The sequence below is a fragment of the Roseixanthobacter finlandensis genome, assembly GCF_043195105.2.
GTDB lineage: Bacteria > Pseudomonadota > Alphaproteobacteria > Rhizobiales > Xanthobacteraceae > NCEH01.
Window position 1 is genome coordinate 702706 of the sequence record NZ_CM195536.1, and the last position, 24354, is coordinate 727059.

21 protein-coding genes are annotated in these 24354 nt (G+C 67.5%); 6 read left to right on the forward strand and 15 right to left on the reverse strand.

What is annotated here, in order from left to right:
• Positions 1 to 103 precede the first annotated feature (103 nt).
• The 3 genes from V5G24_RS03290 to V5G24_RS03300 are packed head-to-tail and all read left to right on the forward strand — an operon-like array spanning position 104 to position 5370.
• Positions 104 to 3148 carry an FAD-binding and (Fe-S)-binding domain-containing protein gene (locus V5G24_RS03290; protein ID WP_394079518.1) on the forward strand — a complete coding sequence of 1015 codons (3045 nt, stop codon included), beginning with the start codon at positions 104 to 106 and terminating at the stop codon, positions 3146 to 3148.
• Between the two features lie 28 nt (positions 3149 to 3176).
• On the forward strand, positions 3177 to 4274 hold the full coding sequence (locus tag V5G24_RS03295; RefSeq protein WP_394079520.1) for an enolase C-terminal domain-like protein: 1098 nt from the start codon (positions 3177 to 3179) through the stop codon (positions 4272 to 4274).
• A gap of 49 nt (positions 4275 to 4323) precedes the next feature.
• Positions 4324 to 5370, forward strand: a complete 1047-nt coding sequence (locus tag V5G24_RS03300; RefSeq protein WP_394079522.1) for a carbon-nitrogen hydrolase family protein — start codon at positions 4324 to 4326, stop codon at positions 5368 to 5370.
• 107 nt (positions 5371 to 5477) lie between these two features.
• Here the strand turns inward: V5G24_RS03300 and V5G24_RS03305 are convergent, their stop codons facing one another.
• The 3 genes from V5G24_RS03305 to V5G24_RS03315 form a co-directional block, all read right to left on the reverse strand.
• Positions 5478 to 6878 carry a class II fumarate hydratase gene (locus V5G24_RS03305; protein ID WP_394079524.1) on the reverse strand — a complete coding sequence of 467 codons (1401 nt, stop codon included), beginning with the start codon at positions 6876 to 6878 and terminating at the stop codon, positions 5478 to 5480.
• Positions 6879 to 6929: 51 nt separating this feature from the next.
• Complete coding sequence (locus V5G24_RS03310; protein WP_394079526.1) at positions 6930 to 8264, reverse strand: cation:dicarboxylate symporter family transporter; 1335 nt, start codon at positions 8262 to 8264, stop codon at positions 6930 to 6932.
• 77 nt (positions 8265 to 8341) lie between these two features.
• The gene (locus tag V5G24_RS03315) at positions 8342 to 9748 is read right to left on the reverse strand and encodes a class-II fumarase/aspartase family protein (RefSeq protein ID WP_394079528.1); all 1407 of its coding nucleotides are present in this window, start codon (positions 9746 to 9748) and stop codon (positions 8342 to 8344) included.
• Between the two features lie 104 nt (positions 9749 to 9852).
• On the opposite strand from V5G24_RS03315, the gene V5G24_RS03320 reads away from it, so the two are divergent.
• Both V5G24_RS03320 and V5G24_RS03325 read left to right on the forward strand, forming a co-directional pair.
• A complete protein-coding gene (locus V5G24_RS03320) occupies positions 9853 to 10596 on the forward strand; it encodes a GntR family transcriptional regulator (RefSeq protein WP_394079530.1) in 744 nt (247 codons plus the stop codon).
• 76 nt (positions 10597 to 10672) lie between these two features.
• Positions 10673 to 11179, forward strand: coding sequence for a DUF1993 domain-containing protein (locus V5G24_RS03325; protein WP_394079532.1), 507 nt, complete (start codon positions 10673 to 10675; stop codon positions 11177 to 11179).
• 33 nt (positions 11180 to 11212) lie between these two features.
• Here the strand turns inward: V5G24_RS03325 and V5G24_RS03330 are convergent, their stop codons facing one another.
• From V5G24_RS03330 to V5G24_RS03370, 9 genes are all read right to left on the reverse strand, one after another.
• On the reverse strand, positions 11213 to 12934 hold the full coding sequence (locus tag V5G24_RS03330) for a methyl-accepting chemotaxis protein (RefSeq protein ID WP_394079534.1): 1722 nt from the start codon (positions 12932 to 12934) through the stop codon (positions 11213 to 11215).
• A gap of 224 nt (positions 12935 to 13158) precedes the next feature.
• Positions 13159 to 13944 (reverse strand): phosphate ABC transporter ATP-binding protein PstB, encoded by a 786-nt coding sequence (gene pstB, locus V5G24_RS03335; protein WP_394079536.1) that lies wholly within the window; start codon positions 13942 to 13944, stop codon positions 13159 to 13161.
• A gap of 295 nt (positions 13945 to 14239) precedes the next feature.
• Positions 14240 to 15739 carry a glycerol kinase GlpK gene (gene glpK, locus V5G24_RS03340; protein WP_394079538.1) on the reverse strand — a complete coding sequence of 500 codons (1500 nt, stop codon included), beginning with the start codon at positions 15737 to 15739 and terminating at the stop codon, positions 14240 to 14242.
• Between the two features lie 290 nt (positions 15740 to 16029).
• The gene (gene glpD, locus V5G24_RS03345; RefSeq protein WP_394079540.1) at positions 16030 to 17541 is read right to left on the reverse strand and encodes a glycerol-3-phosphate dehydrogenase; all 1512 of its coding nucleotides are present in this window, start codon (positions 17539 to 17541) and stop codon (positions 16030 to 16032) included.
• 13 nt (positions 17542 to 17554) lie between these two features.
• Entirely contained in the window at positions 17555 to 18550 is a 996-nt protein-coding gene (locus tag V5G24_RS03350; protein ID WP_394079542.1) for an MDR family oxidoreductase, read from the reverse strand.
• A gap of 229 nt (positions 18551 to 18779) precedes the next feature.
• The gene (locus V5G24_RS03355; RefSeq protein ID WP_394067120.1) at positions 18780 to 18965 is read right to left on the reverse strand and encodes a hypothetical protein; all 186 of its coding nucleotides are present in this window, start codon (positions 18963 to 18965) and stop codon (positions 18780 to 18782) included.
• A 51-nt stretch (positions 18966 to 19016) separates the two neighbouring features.
• On the reverse strand, positions 19017 to 19442 hold the full coding sequence (locus V5G24_RS03360; RefSeq protein WP_394079544.1) for a hypothetical protein: 426 nt from the start codon (positions 19440 to 19442) through the stop codon (positions 19017 to 19019).
• The gene (locus V5G24_RS03365) at positions 19439 to 20230 is read right to left on the reverse strand and encodes a sterol desaturase family protein (RefSeq protein ID WP_394079546.1); all 792 of its coding nucleotides are present in this window, start codon (positions 20228 to 20230) and stop codon (positions 19439 to 19441) included. Before V5G24_RS03365 ends, V5G24_RS03360 begins: the two co-directional genes overlap by 4 nt.
• 149 nt (positions 20231 to 20379) lie before the next feature.
• Positions 20380 to 20676, reverse strand: a complete 297-nt coding sequence (locus V5G24_RS03370; RefSeq protein WP_394079548.1) for a DUF6166 domain-containing protein — start codon at positions 20674 to 20676, stop codon at positions 20380 to 20382.
• 122 nt (positions 20677 to 20798) lie between these two features.
• Here V5G24_RS03370 and V5G24_RS03375 point away from each other — a divergent pair, with 122 nt between their 5' ends.
• Complete coding sequence (locus V5G24_RS03375) at positions 20799 to 21452, forward strand: antibiotic biosynthesis monooxygenase family protein (RefSeq protein ID WP_394079550.1); 654 nt, start codon at positions 20799 to 20801, stop codon at positions 21450 to 21452.
• A 259-nt stretch (positions 21453 to 21711) separates the two neighbouring features.
• On the opposite strand, the gene V5G24_RS03380 is transcribed toward V5G24_RS03375, so the two are convergent.
• Genes V5G24_RS03380 through V5G24_RS03390 form a run of 3 tightly spaced genes read right to left on the reverse strand, consistent with a single transcriptional unit; the run spans position 21712 to position 24352 of the window.
• Positions 21712 to 22839: a Zn-dependent alcohol dehydrogenase gene (locus V5G24_RS03380; RefSeq protein ID WP_394079552.1), complete on the reverse strand. Its 1128-nt coding sequence runs from the start codon at positions 22837 to 22839 to the stop codon at positions 21712 to 21714.
• Entirely contained in the window at positions 22839 to 23561 is a 723-nt protein-coding gene (locus V5G24_RS03385; protein ID WP_394079554.1) for an ABC transporter ATP-binding protein, read from the reverse strand. Before V5G24_RS03385 ends, V5G24_RS03380 begins: the two co-directional genes overlap by 1 nt.
• Entirely contained in the window at positions 23555 to 24352 is a 798-nt protein-coding gene (locus V5G24_RS03390; RefSeq protein WP_394079556.1) for an ABC transporter ATP-binding protein, read from the reverse strand. The genes V5G24_RS03385 and V5G24_RS03390 overlap by 7 nt, the downstream gene beginning before the upstream one ends.
• Between the last annotated feature and the right edge of the window lie 2 nt (positions 24353 to 24354).

A 24354-nucleotide genomic window follows, 5' to 3' on the forward strand; every position in this document is an offset into this window, starting at 1 on the left:
GGTTGAACGTCGGCCGCGAGGGCTTTTCAGATCGTCGCGGAATCGCCGCCGCCCGGCCTTGCGGGCGCCTGCGACCGCGCCCCAGCCCCGACAGAGCGCGAACATGACACAGGTTTTCCCCGCGCCCGCAAAAACGGCCTCCGCTGCCACGGCGATGCGCGCCGGCGCCGATGCGCTTTCCCCCTTCGTCCGGCATCTTGCCGCCGAGGTGCGCGGCGATGTGATGTTCGACGCCGCGAGCCGGGGGCGCTATTCCACCGACGCGTCCATCTATCAGATCATGCCCCTCGGCGTGGTTGTGCCGAAGGACCAGGACGACCTGCGGCGCGCGCTCGACATTGCCCGCGATCACGGCGCGCCGGTGCTGGCGCGGGGCGCGGGCTCCAGCCAGTGCGGGCAGACGATCGGCGAGGCGCTGATCCTCGACACCACCAAGTGGCTGAACAAAATCATCGATTTCGACGCCGGCCGGCGCACCGTGACGGTCGAGCCGGGCATCGTCCTCGATCATCTGAACGCATTCCTGAAGCCGCACGGCCTCTGGTACCCGGTGGATGTCTCCACCAGCGCCCAGGCCACCATCGGCGGCATGGCGGGCAATAATTCCTGCGGCTCGCGCTCGCTGCGCTACGGCAACATGGTCCACAATGTGGAGGCCATCGACGCGGTCATGCCCGATGGACGGCAGCTCTGGTTCGGCCCGCTGTCGCAGATGGAGGCGAGCGCGCAGACCCGGCATCTCGTGGGCGAGATCCAGTCCATCGCCCGGCGCGCGGATGCCGAACTTGTCGCGCGCACACCCAAGGTTCTGCGGCGCGTCGCGGGCTACAATCTCGACCTGTTCAACTGCCAGAACCCCAAACCCTATTCGCCCGGCGGGGAGCCCAATCTGTCCCATCTCCTCGTGGGGTCGGAAGGCACGCTGGCCGTCACCCGGCAGATCACCTTGCGACTTTCCCCGCTGCCCACGCAAAGGGTGTTGGGCGTGGTGAATTTTCCCACCTTCTACCAGGCCATGGAGCTGACGCAGCACATCGTGAAGCTCGACCCCATGGCGGTGGAACTGGTGGATCGCACCATGATCGATCTCGCGCTCACCAATCCCGCATTTCGCAAGGTGGTCGAGACGGCGCTGGTGGGCGCACCGGAAGCGCTGCTGCTGGTTGAGTTTTCCGGCGAGGACCTGGAGACGGAGACGCGCAATTTGCGCCGCCTCGTGGCGCTCATGGGCGATCTCGGCTTGCCGGGCGTCGTGGTGGAACTGATGGACCCCGCCCAGCAGAAGGCGCTGTGGGACGTGCGCAAGGCCGGCCTCAACATCATGATGAGCATGAAGGGTGACGGGAAGCCCGTCTCCTTCATCGAGGATTGCGCGGTTCCGCTGGAACATCTGGCCGAATACACGCAGACCCTGACCGAAACCTTCCGCAAATACGGCACGGAGGGCACGTGGTACGCCCATGCCGGCGTCGGGCTGCTGCATGTGCGGCCGATCCTCGACATGCGCCGCGACGGGGCGAAGAAGATGCGTGCCCTTGCGGAAGAAGCCGCCGCCTGGGTGCGGCACTTCAAGGGCTCCTATTCCGGCGAGCACGGCGACGGCCTGTGCCGGGGCGAATGGGTGGCCTGGCAATATGGGCCGAAGATCAACCGGGCGTTCCAGCAGATCAAGGCCCTGTTCGATCCCGAAAATCGCTTCAGCCCGGATCGCATCGTCAACCCGCCGAAGATGGATGATGCGGGCCTGTTCCGCTTCGCGCCCGGCTACCGCGAACTGCCGCTGTCGCCGAAGCTGGACTGGTCCGCGTGGAACGTCACGCGCGATCCGCAGACCGGCGTTGAGACCGCGCCCGGCACCGGCGGCGATCTCTCCGGCGGCTTGGCCAAGGCCGTGGAGATGTGCAACAACAACGGCCATTGCCGCAAATTCGACGCGGGCACCATGTGCCCCTCCTATCGCGTCACGAAGGACGAACGCCACGTCACGCGCGGCCGCGCGAATACGTTGCGCCTCGCGCTTTCCGGGCAGATCGGCCGCGGTGGCCTTGCCAGCGCCGAGGTGAAGGAGGTCCTGGACCTCTGCGTCTCCTGCAAGGGCTGCAAGCGCGATTGCCCCACCGGCGTGGACATGGCCAAGGTGAAGATCGAGGCGCGCGCCGCCTGGGTCGCTGAAAACGGGCTGCGCCTGCGCGAGCGCATGGTCGCCTACATGCCGCATTATGCCCCCTTCGCCGGCCGCGTCTCCTGGCTGCTGGCGCTCGGGGAAAGGCTGCCGGTTCTCGCGCCCTGGCTGAAGCGACGCCTCGGGCTAGCGCCCGCGCGCGCGTTCCCCCGCTTCCGCCGCTCCTTCCTTGGCCGTCGGCCAAGCGCGACGAATGGCGCTGCGAACGGTGTGGTGGAAAAGGAAGTGTTCCTGTTCGTGGACACCTTCAACAATCACATGGAGCCGGAGAATGCCGCCGCCGCCCGCGACGTGCTGGAAGCCGCCGGCTATCGGGTGCATCTGCATGCCGGCGGGGGCGGACGGCCCTTGTGCTGCGGCCGCACCCTGCTTGCCGCCGGCCTCGTGGATGCGGCGAAGGCGGAGGCGCGGCGCCTGCTTGATGCCGTCCTGCCATTCGTGGAGCGTGGCGTTTCCATCGTCGGCCTGGAGCCCTCGTGCCTGCTGAGCCTGCGGGACGAATTCCTCAGCTATGGCTATGGCGAGGAGGCGCGCAGGCTCGCCAAGGCGGCGTTCCTGTTCGAGGAATTCCTGGTGCGCGAGCATGCCGCCGGGCGCTTTGCCCCGCGCTTTCACCCGCTCGGCGCATCGCAGGCGCTGCTGCACGGCCATTGCCACCAGAAGGCGTTCGATGCTGTGCGCCCCATCCACACCGTGCTCTCCTGGATCCCTGGGTTGAAGGTCACCGAGGTGGAGGGCTCGTGCTGCGGCATGGCCGGCAGCTTCGGTTATGAGGCGGAGCATTATGAGGCTTCCCTCGCCATGGCCGAACTCACTTTGCTGCCGGCGGTCCGCAAGGCCGCGCCGGGGGCGCTGGTGATCGCCGACGGCACGAGCTGCCGTCACCAGATTTTCGACGGGGCGAGGGTGGACGCCCTCCATGTCGCCCGCGTGCTTGCCTCGGCCCTGCAGCCTGCCGGTTCCTGAAGGGTCATTTCAGAGGATGTTCAAGAAGATGCTCCAGAGCATGTCGCCCTCCGCCCCCCGCATCGTTCGTGTCACGGCCCGCCCGGTGAGTGCGCCCCTCTCGCGACCGCTGCGCACGGCGAGCGGGGTGATGGAAAGCGCGCCGCTGGTGCTGGTCGATCTTGAGACCGACACCGGCCTCGCCGGCCATGCCTATGCGTTTGCCTATACGCCGGTGCTTCTGGGAGCCCTGACGCAGGCGACGCGGGACGTGGGCCGCCTGCTGGAGGGGCAGGAACTGCTGCCCCATGCGCTGACCCAGGTGCTGCGCGCGCGCTTTCGCCTCGCCGGCACGCCGGGCCTGTTGGATATGGCGCTTGGTGCGCTCGATATCGCCGCCTGGGATGCCCATGCCAAAAGCGCCGGCCTGCCGCTGGTGCGGCTGCTGGGCGGGCAGGCCATGGACCTGCCGGCCTATGCCAGCTTCGGCATGGATGGCGCGGACGATCTCTCCCGCGCCTGCGCCATGGCGGTGCAGCAGGGGTTCGGCGCGGTGAAGATCAAGATCGGCTATCCGACGGTTGCGGAAGATCTCGCGGTGGTGCGGGCAGTGAAGCGCGCGATCGGCGCCGATGTGGCGCTGCTGATCGACTATAATCAAAGCCTCTCCGTGCCGGACGCGGTGCATCGCTGCGGCCTGCTGGATGGCGAGGGGCTCGGCTGGATCGAGGAGCCGACGCGCTACGACGACACCGCCGGCCATGCCCGCATCGCGGCCGAGACGAAGACCGCGCTCCAGCTCGGGGAAAACCTGTGGGGCCCCTGCGCCATCGCCGAAAGCGTCGCCGCTGGCGCCTCGGACCTGATGATGCCGGACCTGATCAAGGTGGGCGGGGTCAGCGGCTGGCTCGCGGCCTCGGCGATCTGCCAGGCGGCGCGCATGCCGGTGAGCAATCATTTCTTCCAGGAGGCGAGCGCCCACCTCATGGCGGTGACGCCCACCGCCCATTTCGTCGAATATTTCGACCTCGCCGGGCCGGTGCTGCGCACGCCGCTGATGCTTCGGGACGGCAAGGTGCGCGCCAGCGACGAGCCGGGCCTCGGCATCGCCTGGAACGAAGAGGCGATCGCCCGCTACGCGGTCTGAGACCGACGTAGTTTTCCGTTCAAGAGACGTCTTCCAGAAAGGACCCGAGATGAAAACCTATCCGCGCTTCAAAGCCGCCGCGTGCCACGCCGCGCCGGTCTATTTCGATACCGAGGCGACGCTCGACAAGGCCTGCGCCTGGATCGAGGAGGCCGCGCGCAACGGCGCCGAGCTGATCGCATTCCCGGAAGCCTTCATCGCCTCCTTCCCGGTGTGGTCCGGCGTCTGGGCGCCGGTGGATACCCATGAATTCTTCAAGGGCCTCGTCGGCTCGGCGGTGGAGATCGACGGGCCGGAAATGGCGCGGCTGCGGGGCGTCGCCAAGCGCCTCGGGGTGTTCGTCTCCATGGGCATCAACGAAGCCTCCCCCATCTCCGACGGCTGCGTGTGGGACACGAACGTCCTCATCGGCGACGATGGCGCGCTGCTGAACGTGCATCGCAAACTGGTGCCGACCTATTGGGAAAAGCTCACCTGGGCCAATGGCGACGGCAGCGGCCTGCGGGTCGCGAATACGCGCATCGGCCGCATCGGCGCCCTGGTCTGCGGCGAGAATACCAATGGCCTTGCCCGCTTCACCTTGCTGGCGCAGGGCGAGAATGTGCACATCTCGTCCTTCTCGCCGCGCTGGCCGACCCATCCGCCGGGCGAGCCGGCCTATGATCTGGAAGCCGCCATCCGCCTGCGCGCCGGCGCCCATGCGTTCGAGGGCAAGCTGTTCAACATCGTCGCCTCCGGCTTCCTGCCACCCGAGGCCATCGACCTCATCAGCCGCGACAATACCCGCGTCCGCCAGCTTCTGGAGGAGGCATCCAAGAGCGTATCCATGATCATCGGCCCGGATGGGCAGCCCATGGGCGCGACGCTCAAGGACGAGGAAGGCATCGTCTATGGCGACATTGATCTGGAGCGCTGCGTGGTGCCCAAGCAGTTCCAGGACGTGGTGGGCTATTACAATCGCTTCGACGTGTTCCAGCTGACGGTGAACCGGCGCGCCCTGACGCCGGTGGAATTCACCCAGGCCGCCCCGCCAGCCGCCGACGCCGGGGCGGACATCGTCCTGCCGCTGCATCCGGCGGACGAACGCCTGCAATAACGCTCTTCGCCCGCAGCCGCGCGCTGTGGTGAAAGGGTCCGGGCGGCGTCTCCTCAGGAGCCGCACGTCCGGGCCCGCACGCCTTGGGGATTTCCGCGGCCGGGGCCTCAGCCGGCCTGCGGCCGCGTCATGAGGGCGGGATTCACGAGCCGGTCGTAATCCTCGCCCGTCAGATGGCCGAGGGAGATGGCGGCTTCGCGTGGCGTCATCCCCGCATCCAGCGCCTTGGTGGTGATCTGGGCCACCTTGTCGTAGCCGATCACCGGATTGAGCACGGTGACGACCAGCAAGGCGTTCGCGACGTTTTCCGCGAGCCGCGCACGGTCCACGTCGAGATCGGCGATCAGGCGGGAGGCGAAGATGTGCGCGCTGTCGGCCAGGATCCGGATCGACTGAAGCACATTGTAGATCAGCACCGGCTTGGCGACGTTCAGCTCGAAATTGCCGGAGGCGCCTGCGGCGGTGACCGTGGCGTGGTTTCCCATCACCTGGAACGCCGCCTGTACCACGACTTCGCCGATGGTCGGGTTGCGCTTGCCGGGCATGATGGAGGAGGTCAGCCCGTCATTGGGGATGATCAGTTCCCCGAGCCCGCAGCGCGGCCCCGAGCCCAGCAGGCGGATGTCGTTGGCGATCTTCATCATGGAGACCGCTACCACGTTCAGCGCGCCCGAGGCCTCCACCAGCGCGTCATGGGCGGCCATGCCCTCGAACTTGCTGGGGTTGGGGGAAAAGGTCACGCCGGCGAGCGCGCCGGCTTGCGCGCAGAAGGCTGCATCGAAGCCGACCGGGGCATTGAGCCCGGTGCCCACCGCCGTGCCGCCCTGGGGCAGCACGCACAGGCGGGGCATGGCGCTTTCGAGGCGCGCCATGCCGTTGGCGATCTGCCGGGCGAAGGCATCGAACGCCTGGCCCATGGTCATGGGCACGGCATCCATCAGATGGGTGCGGCCGATCTTGAGCACGTCGGCGAACGCCGACGCCTTGATGGCGAGTTGGCCATGTAATTCGGCCAGAGCGGGGAGCAACCGTGCGCGCAATTCCTGCACCGTGGCGATGTGCATCACGGTCGGAAAGCTGTCGTTGGAGGATTGCGAGCGGTTCACATGGTCGTTCGGGTGCACCGGCGCCTTGGTGCCGAGCGGCTGGCCCAGCAACTCATTGGCGCGGTTGGCGATCACCTCGTTGGCATTCATGTTGGTCTGGGTGCCGGAGCCGGTCTGCCAGATGCGCAACGGGAAGTGATCGTCGAAGCGGCCCGCCAGCACCTCGCCCGCCGCCGCCTCGATCGCGTCCGCGAGCGCGGGGTCCAGCACGCCGAGCTGGCGATTGGCGCGGGCGGCGGCGATCTTCTGAAGGCCGAAGGCGTGGATGAGCCCGGCGGGAAAGCGTTCCTCGCCCACGTCGAACACGGCGCTGGCGCGCTGGGTCTGCGCCCCCCAATAGCGGCCGGCGGGAATCTCCACCGGGCCGAAGGCGTCGTTCTCGATACGGGCAGGCTGGGACATGGCACAAGGATTCCGAAAAGGGGCGGGGAGGCGCGCGGCCTCCCCGGGCGTTCAGAGGGTTGCTTCGGCGGCGTCGAGGCGGCTGCGCGCCGTCTCGTCGAACTCGCCGGCGAGCTTGGCCACCACCACGGTCGCGACCGCATTGCCGATCACATTGCAGGTTGCGAGCGCGATGGACAGGAAGCGGTAGACGCCGAAGATCAGCGCCAGCCCGTCCACCGGCAGGATCCCCGTCGCCGTCACGGTTGCCGCGAACACCACGAATGAGCCGCCGGAAACCGTCGCCGCGCCCTTCGAGGTCAGCAGCATGATGGCGAGGATGCCCAGTTCCTGCTCCCAGCTCAGCGGCACGTTGTAGGCATTGGCGAGGAACACGATGCCCATGGACATGAACAGCGACGTGCCGTCCAGGTTGAAGGCATAGCCGGTGGGCAAGACGAGGCCGACCGTCTGCTTGGAGGCGCCATAGAGCGGCAGCTTTTCCAGCAGGCGCGGCAGCACGCTTTCCGACGACGCGGTGCCGAGCATGATGATGATTTCATCGCGGATGAAGCGCAGCAAATGGAATAGGTTGATGCGGAACAGCGCGCACACCGCACCGAACACGACGATGATGAAGCCGATGATCAGGACGTAGAAGGCCGCCACGAAATAGGCGAGCGAGATCAGCACCGCCGTGCCGTTGGCGCCCACCGCATAGGCCACCGCGCCGAACGTGCCGATGGGGGCGAGCCGCATGATGATGTGGATGAACTCGAAGAAGGCGGTGGAGATGGTATTGAGCCCGGCTTCGATGGGCGCCCGCTTCTCCGGCTTCAATGCCATCAGGCCGAAGCCGAAGATCAGCGCGATCACCAGCACCTGGAGCAGTTCGCCCCGGGCGAAGGCGCCGATGAAATTATCCGGGAAAATATTGAGCAGGAAGGTGTTGAAGGTGGTGTGCGAGCCTTCTGCCGCCTTTGCGGCCGCCGCCGCGCCCTTGGCCGCCGCTGCCGGCGCCGCGATGTGGCCGAGGTTTTTTCCGACGCCGGAAAGGTTGCCGAAGATCAGCCCGGCGGCGAGGGCTATGGTGGAGACGATCTCGAAATAGATCATCGCCAGCAGCCCCACCTTGCCGACCCGCTTGATGTCGCCCGCGGCGACGATGCCCACCACCACCGTGAGGAACACCAGGGGGGCGACGGCGGTCTTGATGAGGCGTAGGAAGATGTCGCCCAGCACCTTCAGCGAGGCGCCGAATTCCGGCCAGATGAGGCCGACCCCGATGCCAAGCACCATGGAGATGGCAACCTGGAAGCCGAGGTTGCCCCAGATCGATTTCTTCGCCTTCGCTGCGGTTCCGGGGGGCGGCGAAACCGTGCCGTCAGTGGTTGCCATCGTGGCCATTGGCGTCTCCCTGAAGATCTGAATTTTACGGTGCGTGGCGTTCTTGCGAGGCCTTGGCGAAATCCGCGCGCATCGCCTCAGGCGGCGTCGCGCTTCGCGGGTATGGGGGCGGGGCCGGCGAGAACCCGGTCCACCATGGCGCCGGACAGGCCGAGATAATTGGCCGGGTCGCAATGCGCCCGGATGGCCTCCACGCCGCCCAGCGCCTCGACGATCTCGGGCACCTGGGCCAGCAGATCGGCGAGGTCCTGTCCCCCTTCGATCGCCGTGCGGCAGGCGTCATAGACCACATCATGGGCATGTTGACGGCCGAGCTTGGGCGCCGCCGCCATCATCACCGCCTCGGCGACGATGAGGCCGTGGGTCAGGCCGAGATTGTGCCGCATGCGGTCTTCATGCACCACGAGGCCCGCGAGCATGAATTTCGCGTTCGACAGCGCGGAAGCGGTCAGCAGGAAGCTTTCCGGCAGCGACACCCATTCCAGGTGCCAGGGCCCGGTGGCGCGCTCGAAATCGTGGATCATGCCGTCGAGCATGGTCGCCACATGCTGGCGCACCGCTTTGGCGGCCGCGAGCATCAGTTCGCTGGAGATGGGGTTGCGCTTCTGCGGCATGGTAGAGGAGGCGCCGCGCCCCGGCACGAAGGGTTCAGAGACCTCGCCGAACTCGGTCGCCGCCATGAGCATCACGTCGGTGGCGATCTTGCCCAGCGTACCGGTGATCAGGCCGAGCAAGCTCACCGCCTCGGCGATGCCGTCGCGCGCCACGTGCCAGGTGATGGAAGGCTGAGCGAGGCCCAGTTCCTCGCAATACAGGCGCTGCATCTCAAGCCCGCCCTCGCCGATGGAGGCAAGGGTACCGGCGGCGCCGGAGAATTCGCCGAGCAGGATACGCGGGCGCGCCTGGGCGACGCGTTCGATGTGCCGGTCGATCGAGGAGAGCCACACCGCCGCCTTGTAGCCGAACGTCACCGGCAGGGCCTGCTGGAGATGGGTGCGGCCGGCCATGGGGGTATCGCGGTATTTCTTGGCCATGTCCGCCAGGATCTCGCGGACCGCCTTCAGGTCGCGGTCGACGATGTCGAGCGCGGCGCGGATTTGCAGGACATTGGCGGTGTCCATGATGTCCTGCGTGGTGGCGCCCCAATGGACGAACCCGCCCGCCGAACCCGCCGCCGCCGCGAGCTGGTGCACCAGCGGCAGGATGGGATAGCCGACGATCTCGGTCTCTTCCCGCAGCTTCTCGAAGTCGATCTGGATGGTCCGGCAGGCGGCGTCGATGGCCTGGGCGGCGTCCTTGGGGATGGTGCCGGTGCGCGCCTGGGCGCGGGCGAGCGCGGCTTCCGCCTCCAGATAGCGCCCGACCAGCGCCTCGTCGGTGAATACCGCCCGCATCTCGGCCGTGCCGAACATGTCGCGGAACAAGGCGGAATCGAAGACCGTGCTGGCCAAGGGGCATCCTCCGAAGGATTTATGTTCGTACATAATTTATTGTACCAACATAAAACCGGTGTCAATCGTCTGGCTTGACGAAGGCGGCGCCGGTCGGGCTTTCATGAGGTCCCGGAGTCATAAGGAGATTCTCCACCTTGGAGACGCGATACGCCTACGTCGCCCGTGCCCTCGCGGAAGCGATATCCAGCGGTCGCCATCCCGTGGGGTCCTTCCTGCCGAACGAATTCGAGCTTGCGGACCAGTTCTCGGTCAGCCGGTCCACGGTGCGCGCCGCCATGCGCGAACTGGAGGCCTCCGGTCTCGTCAGCCGCCGCAAGAGCGCCGGCACGCGCGTGGAAGCGGCGGTTCCAGTCAGTCGCAGCGGCGGCTTCGTGCAGACCCTCGCGACGGTCGAGGCGGTGCAGCAGTTCGGCGTGGAGACGGAGCGTCACACCCAGGACGTGGCGGATGTGGTGGCGGACGCGGAACTGGCCCAGAAGCTCGGCTGCAAGCCGGGCCAGCGCTGGCTGCGCATCTCCAGCCTGCGCATCGTGCCGGGGGATGTGCTGCCGATCTGCTGGACCGACGTCTATATCGACGGCGCCTTTTCCGCCGAGGTCCGCGCCAAGATGGCGGGCCACGCGGGCATCTACAGCACGCTGGTGGAAGAGATTTCCGGCCGGCGGATGCGTGAGATCCGGCAGGACATCAAGGCCGGGGGTATTCCCGAGCGGGTCGCCGGTCCCCTGAAGGCGCAGGCCGGCGCCCATGCGCTCGAAATCCGCAGGCAATATATTCTCAGCCCGCAGGACATGGTGGAAATCTCGATCAGCGTTCACCCCGCCGACCGCTACAGCTATTCCACCCGTCTCACGCGGCAGGAGGCGGGGCCGGCCTGACGGCTTTGTGTTCGGGGCGTTGCACGAAGCGGTCTACAAGTCCGCGCACCAATCCCCACACGATCAGGCATGCGCCATGACAGCACTTTCCATGTACCAGGCCTCGGTTCCGGTTTTCCTGCGCGGGCTCAACGCCCTGGTGGTCGAGCTGGAGAAGGGCGCCGCCTTCGCCGAAGAGCGCGGCTTCAAGCCCGACGCCCTGCCGGGCACCCGCCTCTATCCCGACATGCTCACCCTCGCCGGTCAGGTCCAGCGCGTGAGCGACACCTCGAAAGCCTCGGGCGAGCGGCTATCCGGCACGCCCGCGCCGAAGTTCGACGACACGGAAACCACCATTCCGGAGTTGCTGGAGCGTACCCGCAACACCATCGCCTATCTGGAAAGCCTTGATCCGGCCGCGTTCGTCGGCAGCGAGGCAAAGCCGATCACGGTGCGCACCACCACCTTTGCCGGCGGCGACCGCTATCTGCTGGATTTCGCCTTGCCGAACTTCTTCTTCCACCTCGCCACCGCCCATGCCCTGCTGCGGCATACCGGCGTGGCGGTGGGCAAGCTGGACTATCTCGGCCCGCTTCCGGCGTGAGCTTGCAGGTTCCGGGCGCCGCTCCGGTGGCGCTCAGAGCCTGTAGGCGGTGCGGAAACCGCCCCAATGGCGCCCGGCCACATGGATCGGCACATCCACTTCCCGCATCACGACCACCGCGTGGCCGAGGTCGCGGGCATAGACCTGGATCAGCTGCGGGTCGGTGTTGCGGGCCGCCAGCAGGCCGGCGCGATCATCGAAGATGCGGCGGTTTCGGGCGTGCGCCATGTTCCAGGCCCGGTCGCCGCGCCGCTGCGGCTGGGCATATTGAGCATTATGCACCGGCAGATAGCCGTTGATATCGACCGCCGCTGCGAAGGAGAGGCTTGCGTCTTCCTTGAGGATCGGCTCCTGGATCGCCGGCAGGATCTGGTCGAGCATCCGCAGGGCGCGCACCTCATATTGCACGGGATCGCTGCCTTCGATCACGCGGTAATCGGTGTCGAACAACTCATCCAATGTCATCCGGCCCGTCTTCACGCTCTCTTCCAGCGCGGCCGAGATTGCCGCGGCGCCGCGCTGGGCGCGGGCGATGATGGTTTCGTAGGATTTCGCCACCAGAGCGAGCTGGGCCACGACGGCGGGCGCGCCGACCTCATCGAACGCCAGATGGCAGCCGAGCGGGCTCAGGGCTGCCACACGGCAGGCGAGGGGCGAGAGCCCGGTCAGTTCCAGCGTGCACGCCTGCCCCGCGCGCAAGGTGCCGTCCTGCAACGCCACGAGGGCGCCGCCGAGGGAGAGGTCCACGGTCTTCATGCGCAAATTCGTGGTGCCGGCGATGATACGGCCGGGGATATCCACCGGCCAGCGCGGATGCCGGCGGCGGTTGCCCATGGGGGTCTGCCGCAGCACCGTGAGAAGATGGCGCGACATGTCCTCGGCGCCGTGGCCCATGGCGGCGCTCGCGGCCTCGATGGTCGCGCCGGTGGCGGCGGCTTCGGTTGTGGCGGCGCGGATGGAGCGGGCGCCGGCATCGACGTCGTCGGCGAAGCTGCGCGCCAGGGCGGCGGCGCGGCCGATATCGGCGATGCTGTCGGCCTGTCCCGCGACGGCATCGGCGACGGCCGAGGCGACGGGGCGGATTTCTCCCACTGCCTCAATCACCTGGCTCACCGCGCCGGTGCTGGTTTCGGCGGCCCGCATGAGACGGTCGATCTTGGCGCCGATCTCGCCGGTGGCGCGGTGGGTGGCGGAGGCGAGGCCCTTCACTTCGCTCGCCACCACGGCGAAGCCGGCGCCTGCCGCTCCGGCCCGGGCGGCCTCGATGGAGGCGTTGAGGGCGAGCAGGTTGGTTTGCCCGGCGATGTCGGCGATCAGCGACACCACGGCCTTGATCTCGCCGATGGCGGAGCGCAATTCAACAATGGCGCCAGAGGCTTGGGATGCGGCCTCGCCGGCGCGGGCGGCGAGCGTGTCCGAGGTGTGCGCCTGTCGGCCGATCTGGTCATTGGTTGTGGCGAGGGCGGTCAGGGCGCCGGTGAGCTCCGCCGCGCTGGTCCTGGCCTGTTCGGTCTTTCCGGCGAGATGGTCGCTGTCGTGGCGGATCGCCTCGGTGCCGCGGACGCCGTCGGCGCAGGCGCCGGCCATCTGCGCGGCGGTCTCGGCGAGGCGGGTGCGGGCGCGATGAATATCAGCCTCGACCAAGCAGATGAGCGGATCGGAGGTCGCGGTCGCAGGGGCCGGATCGGGGGGAGGGGGGGCGATGTCGAGCGGGCGGACGGGTTCGTCCGCGTCCGGTGAACGCTTACGGAGCAAGGCCCCAAACATCGCATGCCCCTTCTGCGCCAGGATACGCCGGTACCGGGGAGCGGGCTGGGCTCACGGGATGGCCGACGGTGATCGTCCGGATTGTTCCGGTGTCGGCTTGCGTGGACATTGCATGGCGGCGTCGGGCGCCCGAAGTTTCCATAAGTCCTTGTTTTTGCGCGATCTAAGATGCGAAAATGGTTCGCGCTTCCGCGCAGCTGCCCCAAGCCGCCCTAGCCGAAGCGGCCGGTGATGTAGCGGCGGGTGCGCTCGTCCTCGGGGTTTGTGAAGATCTGTTGCGCCGGACCAAACTCGATGATCTCGCCGAGATACATGAAGGCCACGTATTCGGACACGCGCGCCGCCTGCTGCATGTTGTGGGTGACGATGACGATGGTATAATCTATTTTCAGTTCGTCGATTGTCTCCTCGATCTTCGCCGTCGTCAGCGGATCGAGCGCGGAACACGGTTCGTCCAGAAGGATCACCTCCGGCTTTACCGCGATGGTCCGTGCGATGCACAGGCGTTGCTGCTGGCCGCCCGAGAGGCTGAGCCCGCTTTGGGGGAGGATGTCCTTGACCTCCTCCCACAGCGCGGCCCGCCGCAAGGCGTCTTCGACCCGGCCATCTAATTGAGATGGCGAGAGTTCTTCGTTCAGCCGCATGCCCAGGGCGACGTTGTCATAGATCGACATGGGGAACGGTGTCGGCTTTTGGAACACCATGCCGATCTTCGCCCGCAACGCGATGGGATCGACCGCATGGGACAAGATATCCTCGCCGTCCATAAAGACGGAACCGGTGACATGCTGGTCCGGATAAAGATCATACATGCGGTTCAGGATGCGCAGCAGCGTGGATTTTCCGCAACCCGACGGGCCAATGAAGGCCGTTCCCTTGTGTTTATAGATGGGAATGCTGATGTCCTTCAGCGCCAAGTCCTTCCCATAGCGGAAATTGACATGACTGATCTGAAGCTTTGCCTCCAATTCAGCGCTCGGTTCGGGCGCTGGAGGCATCGACCTCGCCATGGCTTCGAGCGAGGACAGGGGTCCGGGGAGCGCGGTCGGGAAAACCGGGGGGCGGGCGTGTGAGGACATGATTTAAATACCATAAATGGTTCTATCGCAAAGATTATCCCGCGTTTCGCTCCGATGTCTTTGCGCCATGTCACGTCATAAAAATGCAATATAATGACGTTGCTTCATCGCTTCTCACTTGAATTTCAGATGCATGAAGCCTCTTCACCGCGCGATTTCGCCCAATATTCGGCGCACAAGATTTCGGCAAGCCGAAGTTTACGGAAATCCGCGGTCATGTTGCCGATTTCGGCGCGAGGCACGCGATCGCCGCGTCCCAGGCCGCGAGCCGGGCGGCGCGGGCCGCTTCGCTCATCTGCGGGGTGAAGCGCCGGTCCAGCCGCCAGCGCGCGGCGAACGCCTCCGGGGCGGGGAAGAGGCCGCAGCCGAGGCCGGCGAGATAGGCGGCGCCCAGCGCCGTGGTCTCCTGCACCACCGGCCGGTCCACCGGCGCGCCCAGCAGATCGGCGAGCCGCTGCATGGTGTAGTCCGAGGCGCTCATGCCGCCGTCCACCCGCAACACGGTTGCTTCGCCTTGCCCGGTCCAGTCGGCGCGCATGGCGGTGAGGAGGTCCACGGTCTGGAAGCACACGCTCTCCAGTGCCGCGCGGGCGAGCTCCTTCGGCCCGGTGGCGCGGGTGAGGCCGAACAGGGCGCCGCGCACATCCGGCCGCCAGTGGGGCGCGCCGAGCCCGACGAAGGCCGGCACCAAAATCACGTCCTGCTCGGGATCGGCCGCGGCCGCGAGCGCGCCGGTCTCATGGGCATGGGCGATCACCCCGAGCCCGTCGCGCAGCCATTGCACCGCCGCCCCGGCGACGAAGATCGCGCCCTCCAGCGCATAGGTGCGCCGCCCCTCCAGCTGATAGGCGATGGTGGTCAGCAGGCGGTTGCGCGAGGCGACCGGCGTTTCCCCGGTATTGAGCAAGGCGAAGCAGCCGGTGCCATAGGTGGATTTCACCATGCCCGGCGAAAAGCAAGCCTGCCCCACCATGGCCGCCTGCTGGTCTCCCGCCACGCCGCAGATGGGGATGGCGCCGCCGAACAAAGCGGGGTCCGTGGTGCCGAACAGGCCGGAGCTGTCGCGCACCTGCGGCAGCAAGGCGGCGGGCACGCCGAACAGGGCGAGGAGGTCTTCGTCCCAGGCGCCGGCGTGGATGTCGAACAGCAGGGTACGGGCGGCATTTGTGGCGTCGGTGGCGTGCACGCGGCCGCCGGTGAGGCGGTGCAGAAGGAAGCTGTCCACCGTGCCGAAGGCCAGTTCCCCGCGCTCCGCCCGCGCCCGCGCGCCGGGCACCGCATCGAGCATCCAGGCGATCTTGGTGGCGGAGAAATAGGGATCGATCAGCAGGCCGGTCCTCGCGCTCACCATGGGTCCGTGGCCCTCGGCCTCCAGCCGGGCGCACAAAGGGGCGGTGCGGCGGTCCTGCCAGACGATGGCGCGATGGATGGCCTCGCCGGTCGCGCGGTCCCAGATCAGGGTGGTCTCGCGCTGGTTGGTGATGCCGATGGCGGCGATATCGCCCGCCCCGGCGCCGGCCCGCGCGAGCGCCGCGCGGCACACCTTGAGCGTGGTGCGCCAGATGTCCTCGGCCTCCTGCTCCACCCAGCCGGAAGCGGGATAATGCTGCGGCACTTCCTCTTGCGCCATGGCGGCGATGGAGGTGTCGGGACGGAACAGGATCGCCCGCGAGGAGGTGGTGCCCTGGTCGATGGCGAGGATGTAGGTAGCCATGTGCGCTCCCCCCGGTGTCTTCTGGTTCTCGCGAAACTAGGCGACTCGGGGCGCCGGAGCCACCGCGCTTCCCGGCACGCATTGCGCGTCGGGCCGCCGCTGCTCAGCTTTCTCCCTCCCCCCTTGCGGGGGAGGGGTGGGGGGGTGGGTATGGTGCCGCGAACACCCCCATCGCCAGGACAGGCGGAGCGACACCCCCCTCCCTGACCTCCCCCGCAAGGGGGGAGGGGCGCGGCGCGTGTTGGATGTCTTCAGCGTGCGAGGCGCTGCCGCTGCCGTGCACCAGAAGGTCACGCACCACGCCGGGCCACCACATAATCCTCCAATGCCGCCGCCTGCTCGGCCGAGACCCGCAGGCCGAGCTTGGAGCGGCGCCAGAGGATGTCGGCGGCGCAGCGCGCCCATTCCGCGTCCATGAGATAATCCACCTCGCGGGCGTAGAGGTTCGCGCCGAAGCATCGGCCGAGGTCAGCCGGCGCCGCTACGCCCTCCAGCAGGCGATCAACGCGGGTGCCATAGGCGCGGGCGAGGCGGCGCAGCAGGGCGCGGTCGAGGGCGGGATGGCGCCGCGCGAACTCCCCCACCAGGGCATCGAAGCGCGTCTTCTCGAAATTGCCGCCGGGCAAAGGCGCGGTTGCGGTCCACGGGCGCGCGTCGCGCAGGGGGGCGGGCAGATGGGCGTGCAGCTTGTCCAGCGCGCTTTCCGCGAGCCGGCGATAGGTGGTGATCTTGCCGCCGAACACGCTCAGCACCGGCGCGGCGCCGTGCGGGGCATCGAGCACCAGCACATAGTCGCGGGTGGCCTCCTGCGCCTTGCTCGCGCCGTCGTCATAGAGCGGGCGCACGCCGCTATAGCTCCACACCACGTCGCCGGGCGCGACGGGCGTGGCGAAATATTCGCTCGCCGCCGCGCACAGATAGGCGATCTCGGCTTGGCTCGCGCGCACGTCCTCGGGCGCGCCGGAATAATCCTGGTCCGTGGTGCCGATCAGGGTGAAATCGCCCTCGTAGGGGATGGCGAAGATGATGCGGCCGTCGGCATTCTGGAAGATGTAGCAGCGGTCGTGATCGAACAGGCGCGGCACCACGATGTGGCTGCCCTGGACCAGCCGCACATGGGCGCGCTCGTGCAGGTTCAGGGTGTCGAGCACATGGGACACCCACGGCCCGCCGGCATTCACCAGCGCCCGCGCGCGCACGCTCTCGCGCATGCCGTCACGCTCGGTCTCGATCACCCAGAGCCCGTCGGCGCGCACCGCGCCCACCACCCGCGTGCCCGGGCGGATGTCGGCGCCGCGCTCCTGCGCATCGAGGGCGTTCAGCACCACGAGGCGGGAATCCTCCACCCAGCAGTCGGAATATTCGAACGCGCGGGTGAGAGTTGCCTGCAGCGGCGCGCCGGCCGGGTCACGCGCGAGGTTCAGCATGCGCGACGGCGGCAGCAGCTTGCGCCCGCCGAGATGGTCGTAGAGGAACAGGCCGAGCCGCAGCATCCAGGCCGGGCGCAGGCCGGGCAGATAGGGCAGCACGAAGCGCAGTGGCCAGATGATGTGGGGCGCGAGGCCCCACAGGATCTCGCGCTCCATCAGCGCCTCGCGCACCAGGCGGAATTCGTAATGCTCCAGATAGCGCAGCCCGCCGTGGATCAGCTTGGTGGAGGCGCAGGAGGTGCCGCAGGCGAGGTCGCCCTGTTCGAACAGCACCACGGATGCGCCCCGCCCCGCCGCGTCGCGGGCGATGCCGCAGCCATTGACCCCGCCGCCGATGACGGCGAGGTCGAAGGGGGGAGCGGCCGTGTCCATGGCTGGGCGGCGATCAGCGGGCGACGTCGATGACGATGCGTCCGCGCACCTGTCCGGCCAGGATCTCCTGCGCCAGCTCGGGCAGGCGCGACATGGGTTCCACCCGCGTCATGGCGGCGAGTTTGTCCCGGTCGAGGTCGCGGGCAAGGCGCGCCCAGGCGTTCGCGCGCCGGGCGGTGGGCGCCATGACGCTATCGACGCCCAGCAGCGCGACGCTGCGCAGGATGTGGGGCAGCACCGTGCCCGGCAGGTCGGCGCCGCCGGCAAGGCCGCACGCCGCCACCGCGCCGCCATAGACGGTCTGCGCGATCACGTTCACCAGGGTCGTGGAGCCGACCGAATCCACCGCGCCCGCCCAGCGCTCCTTCTGCAGCGGCGCGCCCTTCTCGGCGAGGCTCGCCCGGTCGATGAAGGCGCTGGCGCCGAGGTCGGCGAGATACGCATGGGTATCGGGCCGCCCGGTCGAGGCGGTGACATTGTAGCCCACATGCGCCAGCAGCGCGATGGCAATGGAGCCGACACCGCCGGCGGCCCCGGTCACCAGCACTTCCTTGCCGCCGGGCTGGATGGCGCCCCAGGCCACGAGCGAATCCACGCACAGCGCGGCGGTATAGCCGGCGGTGCCGATGGCCATCGCATCCTGGAGGCTGAAGGCGTCCGGCAGGCGGACCAGCCATTGGCTCTTTACGCGCTGGAACCGGGAATAGCCGCCCCATTCGGTTTCCGAGAGGCCCCAGCCGTTCACCACCACCTTGTCGCCGGTGCGCCATTCGGGCGAACGCGATTCCACCACCGTGCCGGCAAGGTCGATGCCGCCGACCAAAGGCGGCTTGCGGGCGATGCGGCTCTTGCCGGAGACCGCGAGGCCGTCCTTGTAATTGAGCGTGGAGAAGGCGATTTCCACCAGCACGTCATGATCCGGCAGGTCGGAAAAGGTGAGCTGCTTGAAGCTGGCCTTGGGCTTGCCCGCCTCATCCTCGATCACAAGGGCGGTGAAGGTGTCGGTCATGGCGCTCTCTCGGCTTCTTCCGGGTCGGGGATTTATGAGCGGGCGGAGGGGCGGACGCCATCCCCTTTTTTCGCATCCCGAAACGCGGGCGCGATTTTTCCCTCCTTGTGGCGTGCGCGAACGATGGCACGCGAACGAAAGCACCTCCGGCAGCGGGAGCGGCCGGAGGCGAAGGCAGATGCGGCGTGCGTCGATCAGGGCAGAACGGCGCCCGCCGCGCCGGGCGCGGTCAGCGGCGATCGATCTTCTTGCGCTCCACCTCCGGGAATACCCACATGGCGACCACCATGAAGAGGCCCAGGAACGCGACCGCGTATTTCGGCGTGGTCTGCCCGAGATGGGCTTGCAGGGCATAGCCCGCAGCCGTCACAAGCAGAACGATGATCGAGAGGCCGAATTTGATGTGAAAGGGCATGGCCTTGGTCCTTGGAAGAAAAGTCTTGGTTTTGCGGCGCACACATCGCCGTCAGACCAGCGGGGCACCGGCCAGCTGGGCGCCGACAAACTGGGCGCCGGCCTGACTGACCGCGAGCCACACCGCGAGCCCCGCCGCCTGCACGACGAGCAGGGCGGCGAGCCCGCGCCGCCCGTCACGCCATATGGCCGGCATGGCCTCGAACGGGGCGGGGGCGAACAGCATCACAAGGCCGCCGACGACGATCAGCGTCGTGAGGCGCAATTCGCCATAGCCGAAGGCCAGCGTGCCGGCGGCGAGCGCCAGCCACAGGACGCTGTTCAGCACGATGAGAGCAAGCGCCCCCGACGCGCGGGCGGCCTGCGGGCGGGTGTGCATGGGATACATGCCGCACAGGATCAGGAAGCCGAGGCAGGTGGTGGTCCACAGCAAGGCGAACCACAAAAGCGCGGCGACATTGGGCTCGATGGCGCTCATTCGGCGGCGACCGAACGGGAGGAGGCCTGCGGGCGCGGGGTGCGCGCGGTGCGGCGCATGTTGGTCTTCACCCGGCTGGTGTCATAGCCGTTGAAGATGTGGCCGATCAGGCCGCGATCGAGGTCGGACGTTCCGAACAGCCAGTCCATGATGGGGAAGGTGAGGTTCATGTTGCGCTCCATCATGATCGACTGATCATGATGGGCGGTGTGGTGGCGGCGGATCGTATTCACGAACGGCATGTTGCGCACGAACCAGCTTTCTTCCACATGGCAGCAGAAGTGCATGAATTCATACACAAGATAAATCGAGGTCGTGGTGGTGATGAACAGCCAGCCCACGTTCGGCGAGATCAGCCACGACAGGATCACCGCGCCCGGAATGGACATCAGGGTGAAGGTGACGAGCGCATAGGGCGGGAAGAAGGTGACGCGCCAGTCGTGATGATCGGCGAAGCGCATTTCCTCTTCGGTGAAGAATTGGTGATGCATCAGCGTGTGGCGGTTATAGACCGCGCGAAACAACGGGATGCGCGAGGGCCGGTGCATGATGTAGCGATGCAGCGCCCATTCGAAGAAATTGCAGAACAGGAAAACCACCGGAACGGTGAACCATTCCCACCATTTCACCGCATGGATATTGGCCGCATACACATAAAGCGCGGTGAAGCCGATGGTGTAGATGATCAGCATGTGCAGCCAGCCATTGTACCAGCCGGTGACCCGCTCGCGATAGGTTTCGCGATATTTGCGCTGCCGGTCCGACATAACGCTTTGCGTCAGTTCCATCGGAATCTTCCTTCTCTCGGCTGCGGGATCATCCCTGGCGTGACCGCCGCACCTGGGCTGTTGGACTAACTAATATATAACTAACATATCAGATGCAAGGGGCGCGTTGAACCCCTGGTGCGCCAGGGTTTCCCGCCGCGCGCGACGCTTCAGGCGGCGACCGCCATCAGCGCCGCGTCGATGTCGTCGGAGGTCATTTCCCATTCATTGGCGAAATTGGCGACCACCTCGCGCATGAAGCCGCGGTGCAGGGCGAGCGCCCGCTTGGGATCGCACAGATGATCGGCCAGAAGCGCGAGCGCGAGCTGGGCCGGCGCCTCGCCTTCATAGCTCCATTCGAAGCCGTCGCGGCTCAATACCGCGATGTCCTCGCGCACTGGCAGGGGCGCGTCGTCCACGGTAACCTGGACGCCGTCTATGGTGCGATCTCCCCTATATGTTTTCATTGGCGGATCCCCTGGATGCAATTGATATCGAACTAATATGTTATAGACTCATCAGGGTTCCCGCAAGGTGCGGGCCCTTGTCGAACCACAGCAAAGGCGCGCTAGCGCACGGGGCAGACAGCATGTTCGCGGTGATTTTCGAAGTCCGGCCCCGCCCCGACCAATGGGAGGCCTATCTCGCCCTCGCGCAGGAGCTGCGGCCGCGCCTCATCGAGATGGATGGCTTCCTCTCCGTGGAGCGTTTTTCCGCGCGCCGCACCCCCGGCCTGCTGCTTTCCTTCTCCCTGTGGCGGGATGAAAAGGCGCTGGTGCGCTGGCGCACCGAGGGGCGTCACCACGCGGTGCAGGAATTGGGGCGCACCAAGACCTTCGAGGATTATCACCTGCGCATCGGCGAGGCGGTCAGCGACAGTGCGCACGACACGCCGCCGACGCAGCAGCGCTTCGACGCGACGCAGGTGGGCAGCGCCACGGGTGTCGGCATCCTGGAAGTGGCGCGCACCGCCTCCGCTGGGGCGTTCCTCGGGGAGGAGGCGCTGTCCGCGTTGCTGGCCGGTTCCGGCATCGGCCTTGCGGATTGCGAGATCTACGACAGCATCTACGCGCCCGGCAAAAGCCTGCTTCTGTTCCCGCTAGAGGAGGCAGCCCCGCTTCCGGCCTGGGCGCCGGCGGAGGGGGAGGAGCGCCGCGCTCTGCGGGTCCGCATCATCCGCGATTACGGCATGTTCGACCGCCGCGAGGCGCCGCAATATTATCCCGACGCGCCTGCGGGCTGAAGAACATTTCCCGGCCCAGCGACGGCGCGCCGGAGCGCCGAGCCGGGATCCAGGGAGGAAGGCGGCGCAGCCGCGAACGCGCCGCGCGCTTTTTCGGGCGAAGCGCCGCGCATCTGGAGTGAAGCGGTTATTGAAGCGCCTGCGGCGGCTTTTTGCGCTGGGTCCCGGCTCGCGCTCCGCGCTTTCGGCGCTGCGATTGGCGGGGATGCGCTCCGCGCCTTCGGCGCTGCGCTTGGCCGGGACGCGGGAAGGCCCCCGGCTACATCTCGATCACGCTGCGGATGGTCTCGCCGCGCTTCAATGCGGCGAAGCCTTCGTTGATGTCGCCGAGCGCAATGCGCCGCGAGATCAGGCCCTTGAGATCCAGCCGCCCGTCCAGCGCCGCGCGGGCGAGGAAGGGGAAATCGCTGTGCGGGCGCGCGCCGCCATAAGAGGAGCGGCGGATGCGCTTTTCCCCCATCAGCGACCCCCAGCGGAACGCCACGTCGTTCGCCACATCGATCTTGCCGAGCCAGATCACCTCGCCACCCGGCCGCACCGCCTCCAGCGTGGTGCGGAAGGCGATCGGTGCCCCGGCGGATTCCAGCACCACGTCGGCGCCGCGCCCGTTCGTGAGGGCGCGCGCGGTGTCCACCACGTCGCCGGTGCGGGCGTTGACGCCATGGGTCGCGCCCATGCTTTTGGCGAGGGCGAGCTTTTCCTCGCTGAGGTCGGCGGCGAGGATCTGCTCGGCCCCCGCGAGCCGCGCGCCCTGCACCGCGGCGAGCCCCACCGCGCCGCAGCCGAGCACCAGCACCGTGTCGCGCGGTGAGATGCGCGCGACGTTGAGCGCCGCGCCCACCCCGGTCATCACTCCGCAGCCGATGAGGCAGGCTTCATCGAACGGCAGGTCGCGCGGCACCGGGATCGCCTGCTGGTCCGGCACGATGCAATAGTCGCCGAACGCGCCGAGGAACATGAGCGCGCCCAGCTCCCGCCCGTCGGCGAGATGGGCCTTGGCGGTGCCGTCGAAGGCGCGGGCTTTCGGCCCCTCGGCGAGATAGCTCTCGCACAGGATCGGCAGCGAACGGTCGCAATAGAAGCAGGTGCCGCACCAGGGATTCCAGGAGAGCACCACATGGTCGCCCACCTTCACCCCGTGCGCCTCCCGCCCGACCGCCTCCACGATGCCGGCCGCCTCATGGCCCAGCACCAAGGGCGGGGGATAGCGCAGGCCGCCTTCGATCACCTCAAGATCGGTGTGGCACAGGCCGGCGGCCTTCACCCGCACCAGCACGTCGCGCGGGGCGAGGGCACGCGCTTCGACGGTTTCGATGGACAGGGGCGCATGGGGCGCGTGGAGCACAGCCACGCGATAGCGCAGCGGGAAGGTGGGGGAAGGGGACATCAAACGGGATCCAGCTCCACCTCGCCGGCGATCACCCGCATCACCGCCTTGTCGCGATGCGCGGCGGCCACCGAGCCGGAGAAGATCAGTTCGCCGCGCTCGATCACATAGAGGCGGTCCACATCCTCCGGCAGGTGGTGGACGTTGGATTCCGCCATCAGCACCGCTTGCCCCATGGCACGGATGGCGGCGATGCCGGCGCCGATGACCGGGATGATGGCGGGGGAGAGCCCCTCGAACGGCTCATCCAGCAGCAGCAATTTGGGATCGAGCGCCAGCGCGCGGGCGACCGACACCATCTTGCGTTCGCCGCCGGACAATTGCATGCCGCCGCGATGCAGATATTGCCGCAGCTTGGGGAAGACGGTCAGCGCCCGCTCGATGCGCGCTTCGCTGCCGTCGCCGCCGGGGCGGGTCCAGGTGGGCAGCGCAATATTCTCGGCCACCGTGAGATCGCCGAACACTTCGGATTCCTCGGGCGAGAAGCCGATGCCCATCTGGGCGATCCGATGCGTCGGGAGGCGGGTCAATTCCTCCCCCAGGAAGGCGATGGAGCCGGCCACGGGCTTGCGATAGCCCATGATCGCGCGCAGGGTCGTGGTCTTCCCCGCGCCGTTGCGGCCGATGAGGCACACCAGCTCGCCCGGCGCAACGGTGAGGTCGATGCCATTGAGGATGCGGCTGCCGCCGATATCCACCTTCAGCCCGGACAGGGTCAGCATGGGCGGGCCTCCGCTGCGGATTTATGAGGAACGGTGGGCGGGCGCGTGCCCACCACGGCGGCGATCAGCGCGGGATCGCGGAAGAAGGTGGCCGGTGGCTCGTTCGCCAGCACCGCGCCGCCTTGAAGCGCGATGATGCGGTCGGAATAGCGCGCCACCAAATCCATGTCGTGTTCCACCTGGATGATGCCGCGCACCCCGGCCTTGCGCGCCGCCGTGACCAGCAATTCCATGATCGAATGCTTGTCGCCGGTGGAAACGCCGGAGGTGGGCTCGTCGATCAGGATCAACTGCGGCTTGAGGGCGAAGGCGCTCGCCACATCCAGCAATTTCTTCTCGCCCTGGGAGAGGGCGGAAGCCGGCTGATCGAGCCGGTGGCGCAGGTTGAAGATGTCCGCCACCTCCTCCACGTCGGCGCGCACCTCGCGGTCGCGGGTGAGCGAGCGGAACGGGTTGGCGATGCGCTTCAGGCGCGAGGCCGCGGCCACCGCCAGGGTCTCGCGCACCGTCAGCGCGGGGAAGATGTTCACCAATTGGAACCCCCGCGCCATGCCGCGCCGGGCCAGCTCCACCGGGCCGATGCCGGCGATGTTGGCGCCGTGGAAATGCACATGGCCGGCGGTGGGCTTCAGCAGGCCGGTGAGCACATGCACCAGCGTGCTCTTGCCGGCGCCGTTCGGCCCGACGATGGAGATGAATTCCCCGTCCGAGATGGAGAGGGACACATCGCGCAGCGCCTGGAACGCGCCATAGCTCTTGGAAACGCAATGGGCGGCGAGAAGGGCGGCCATGG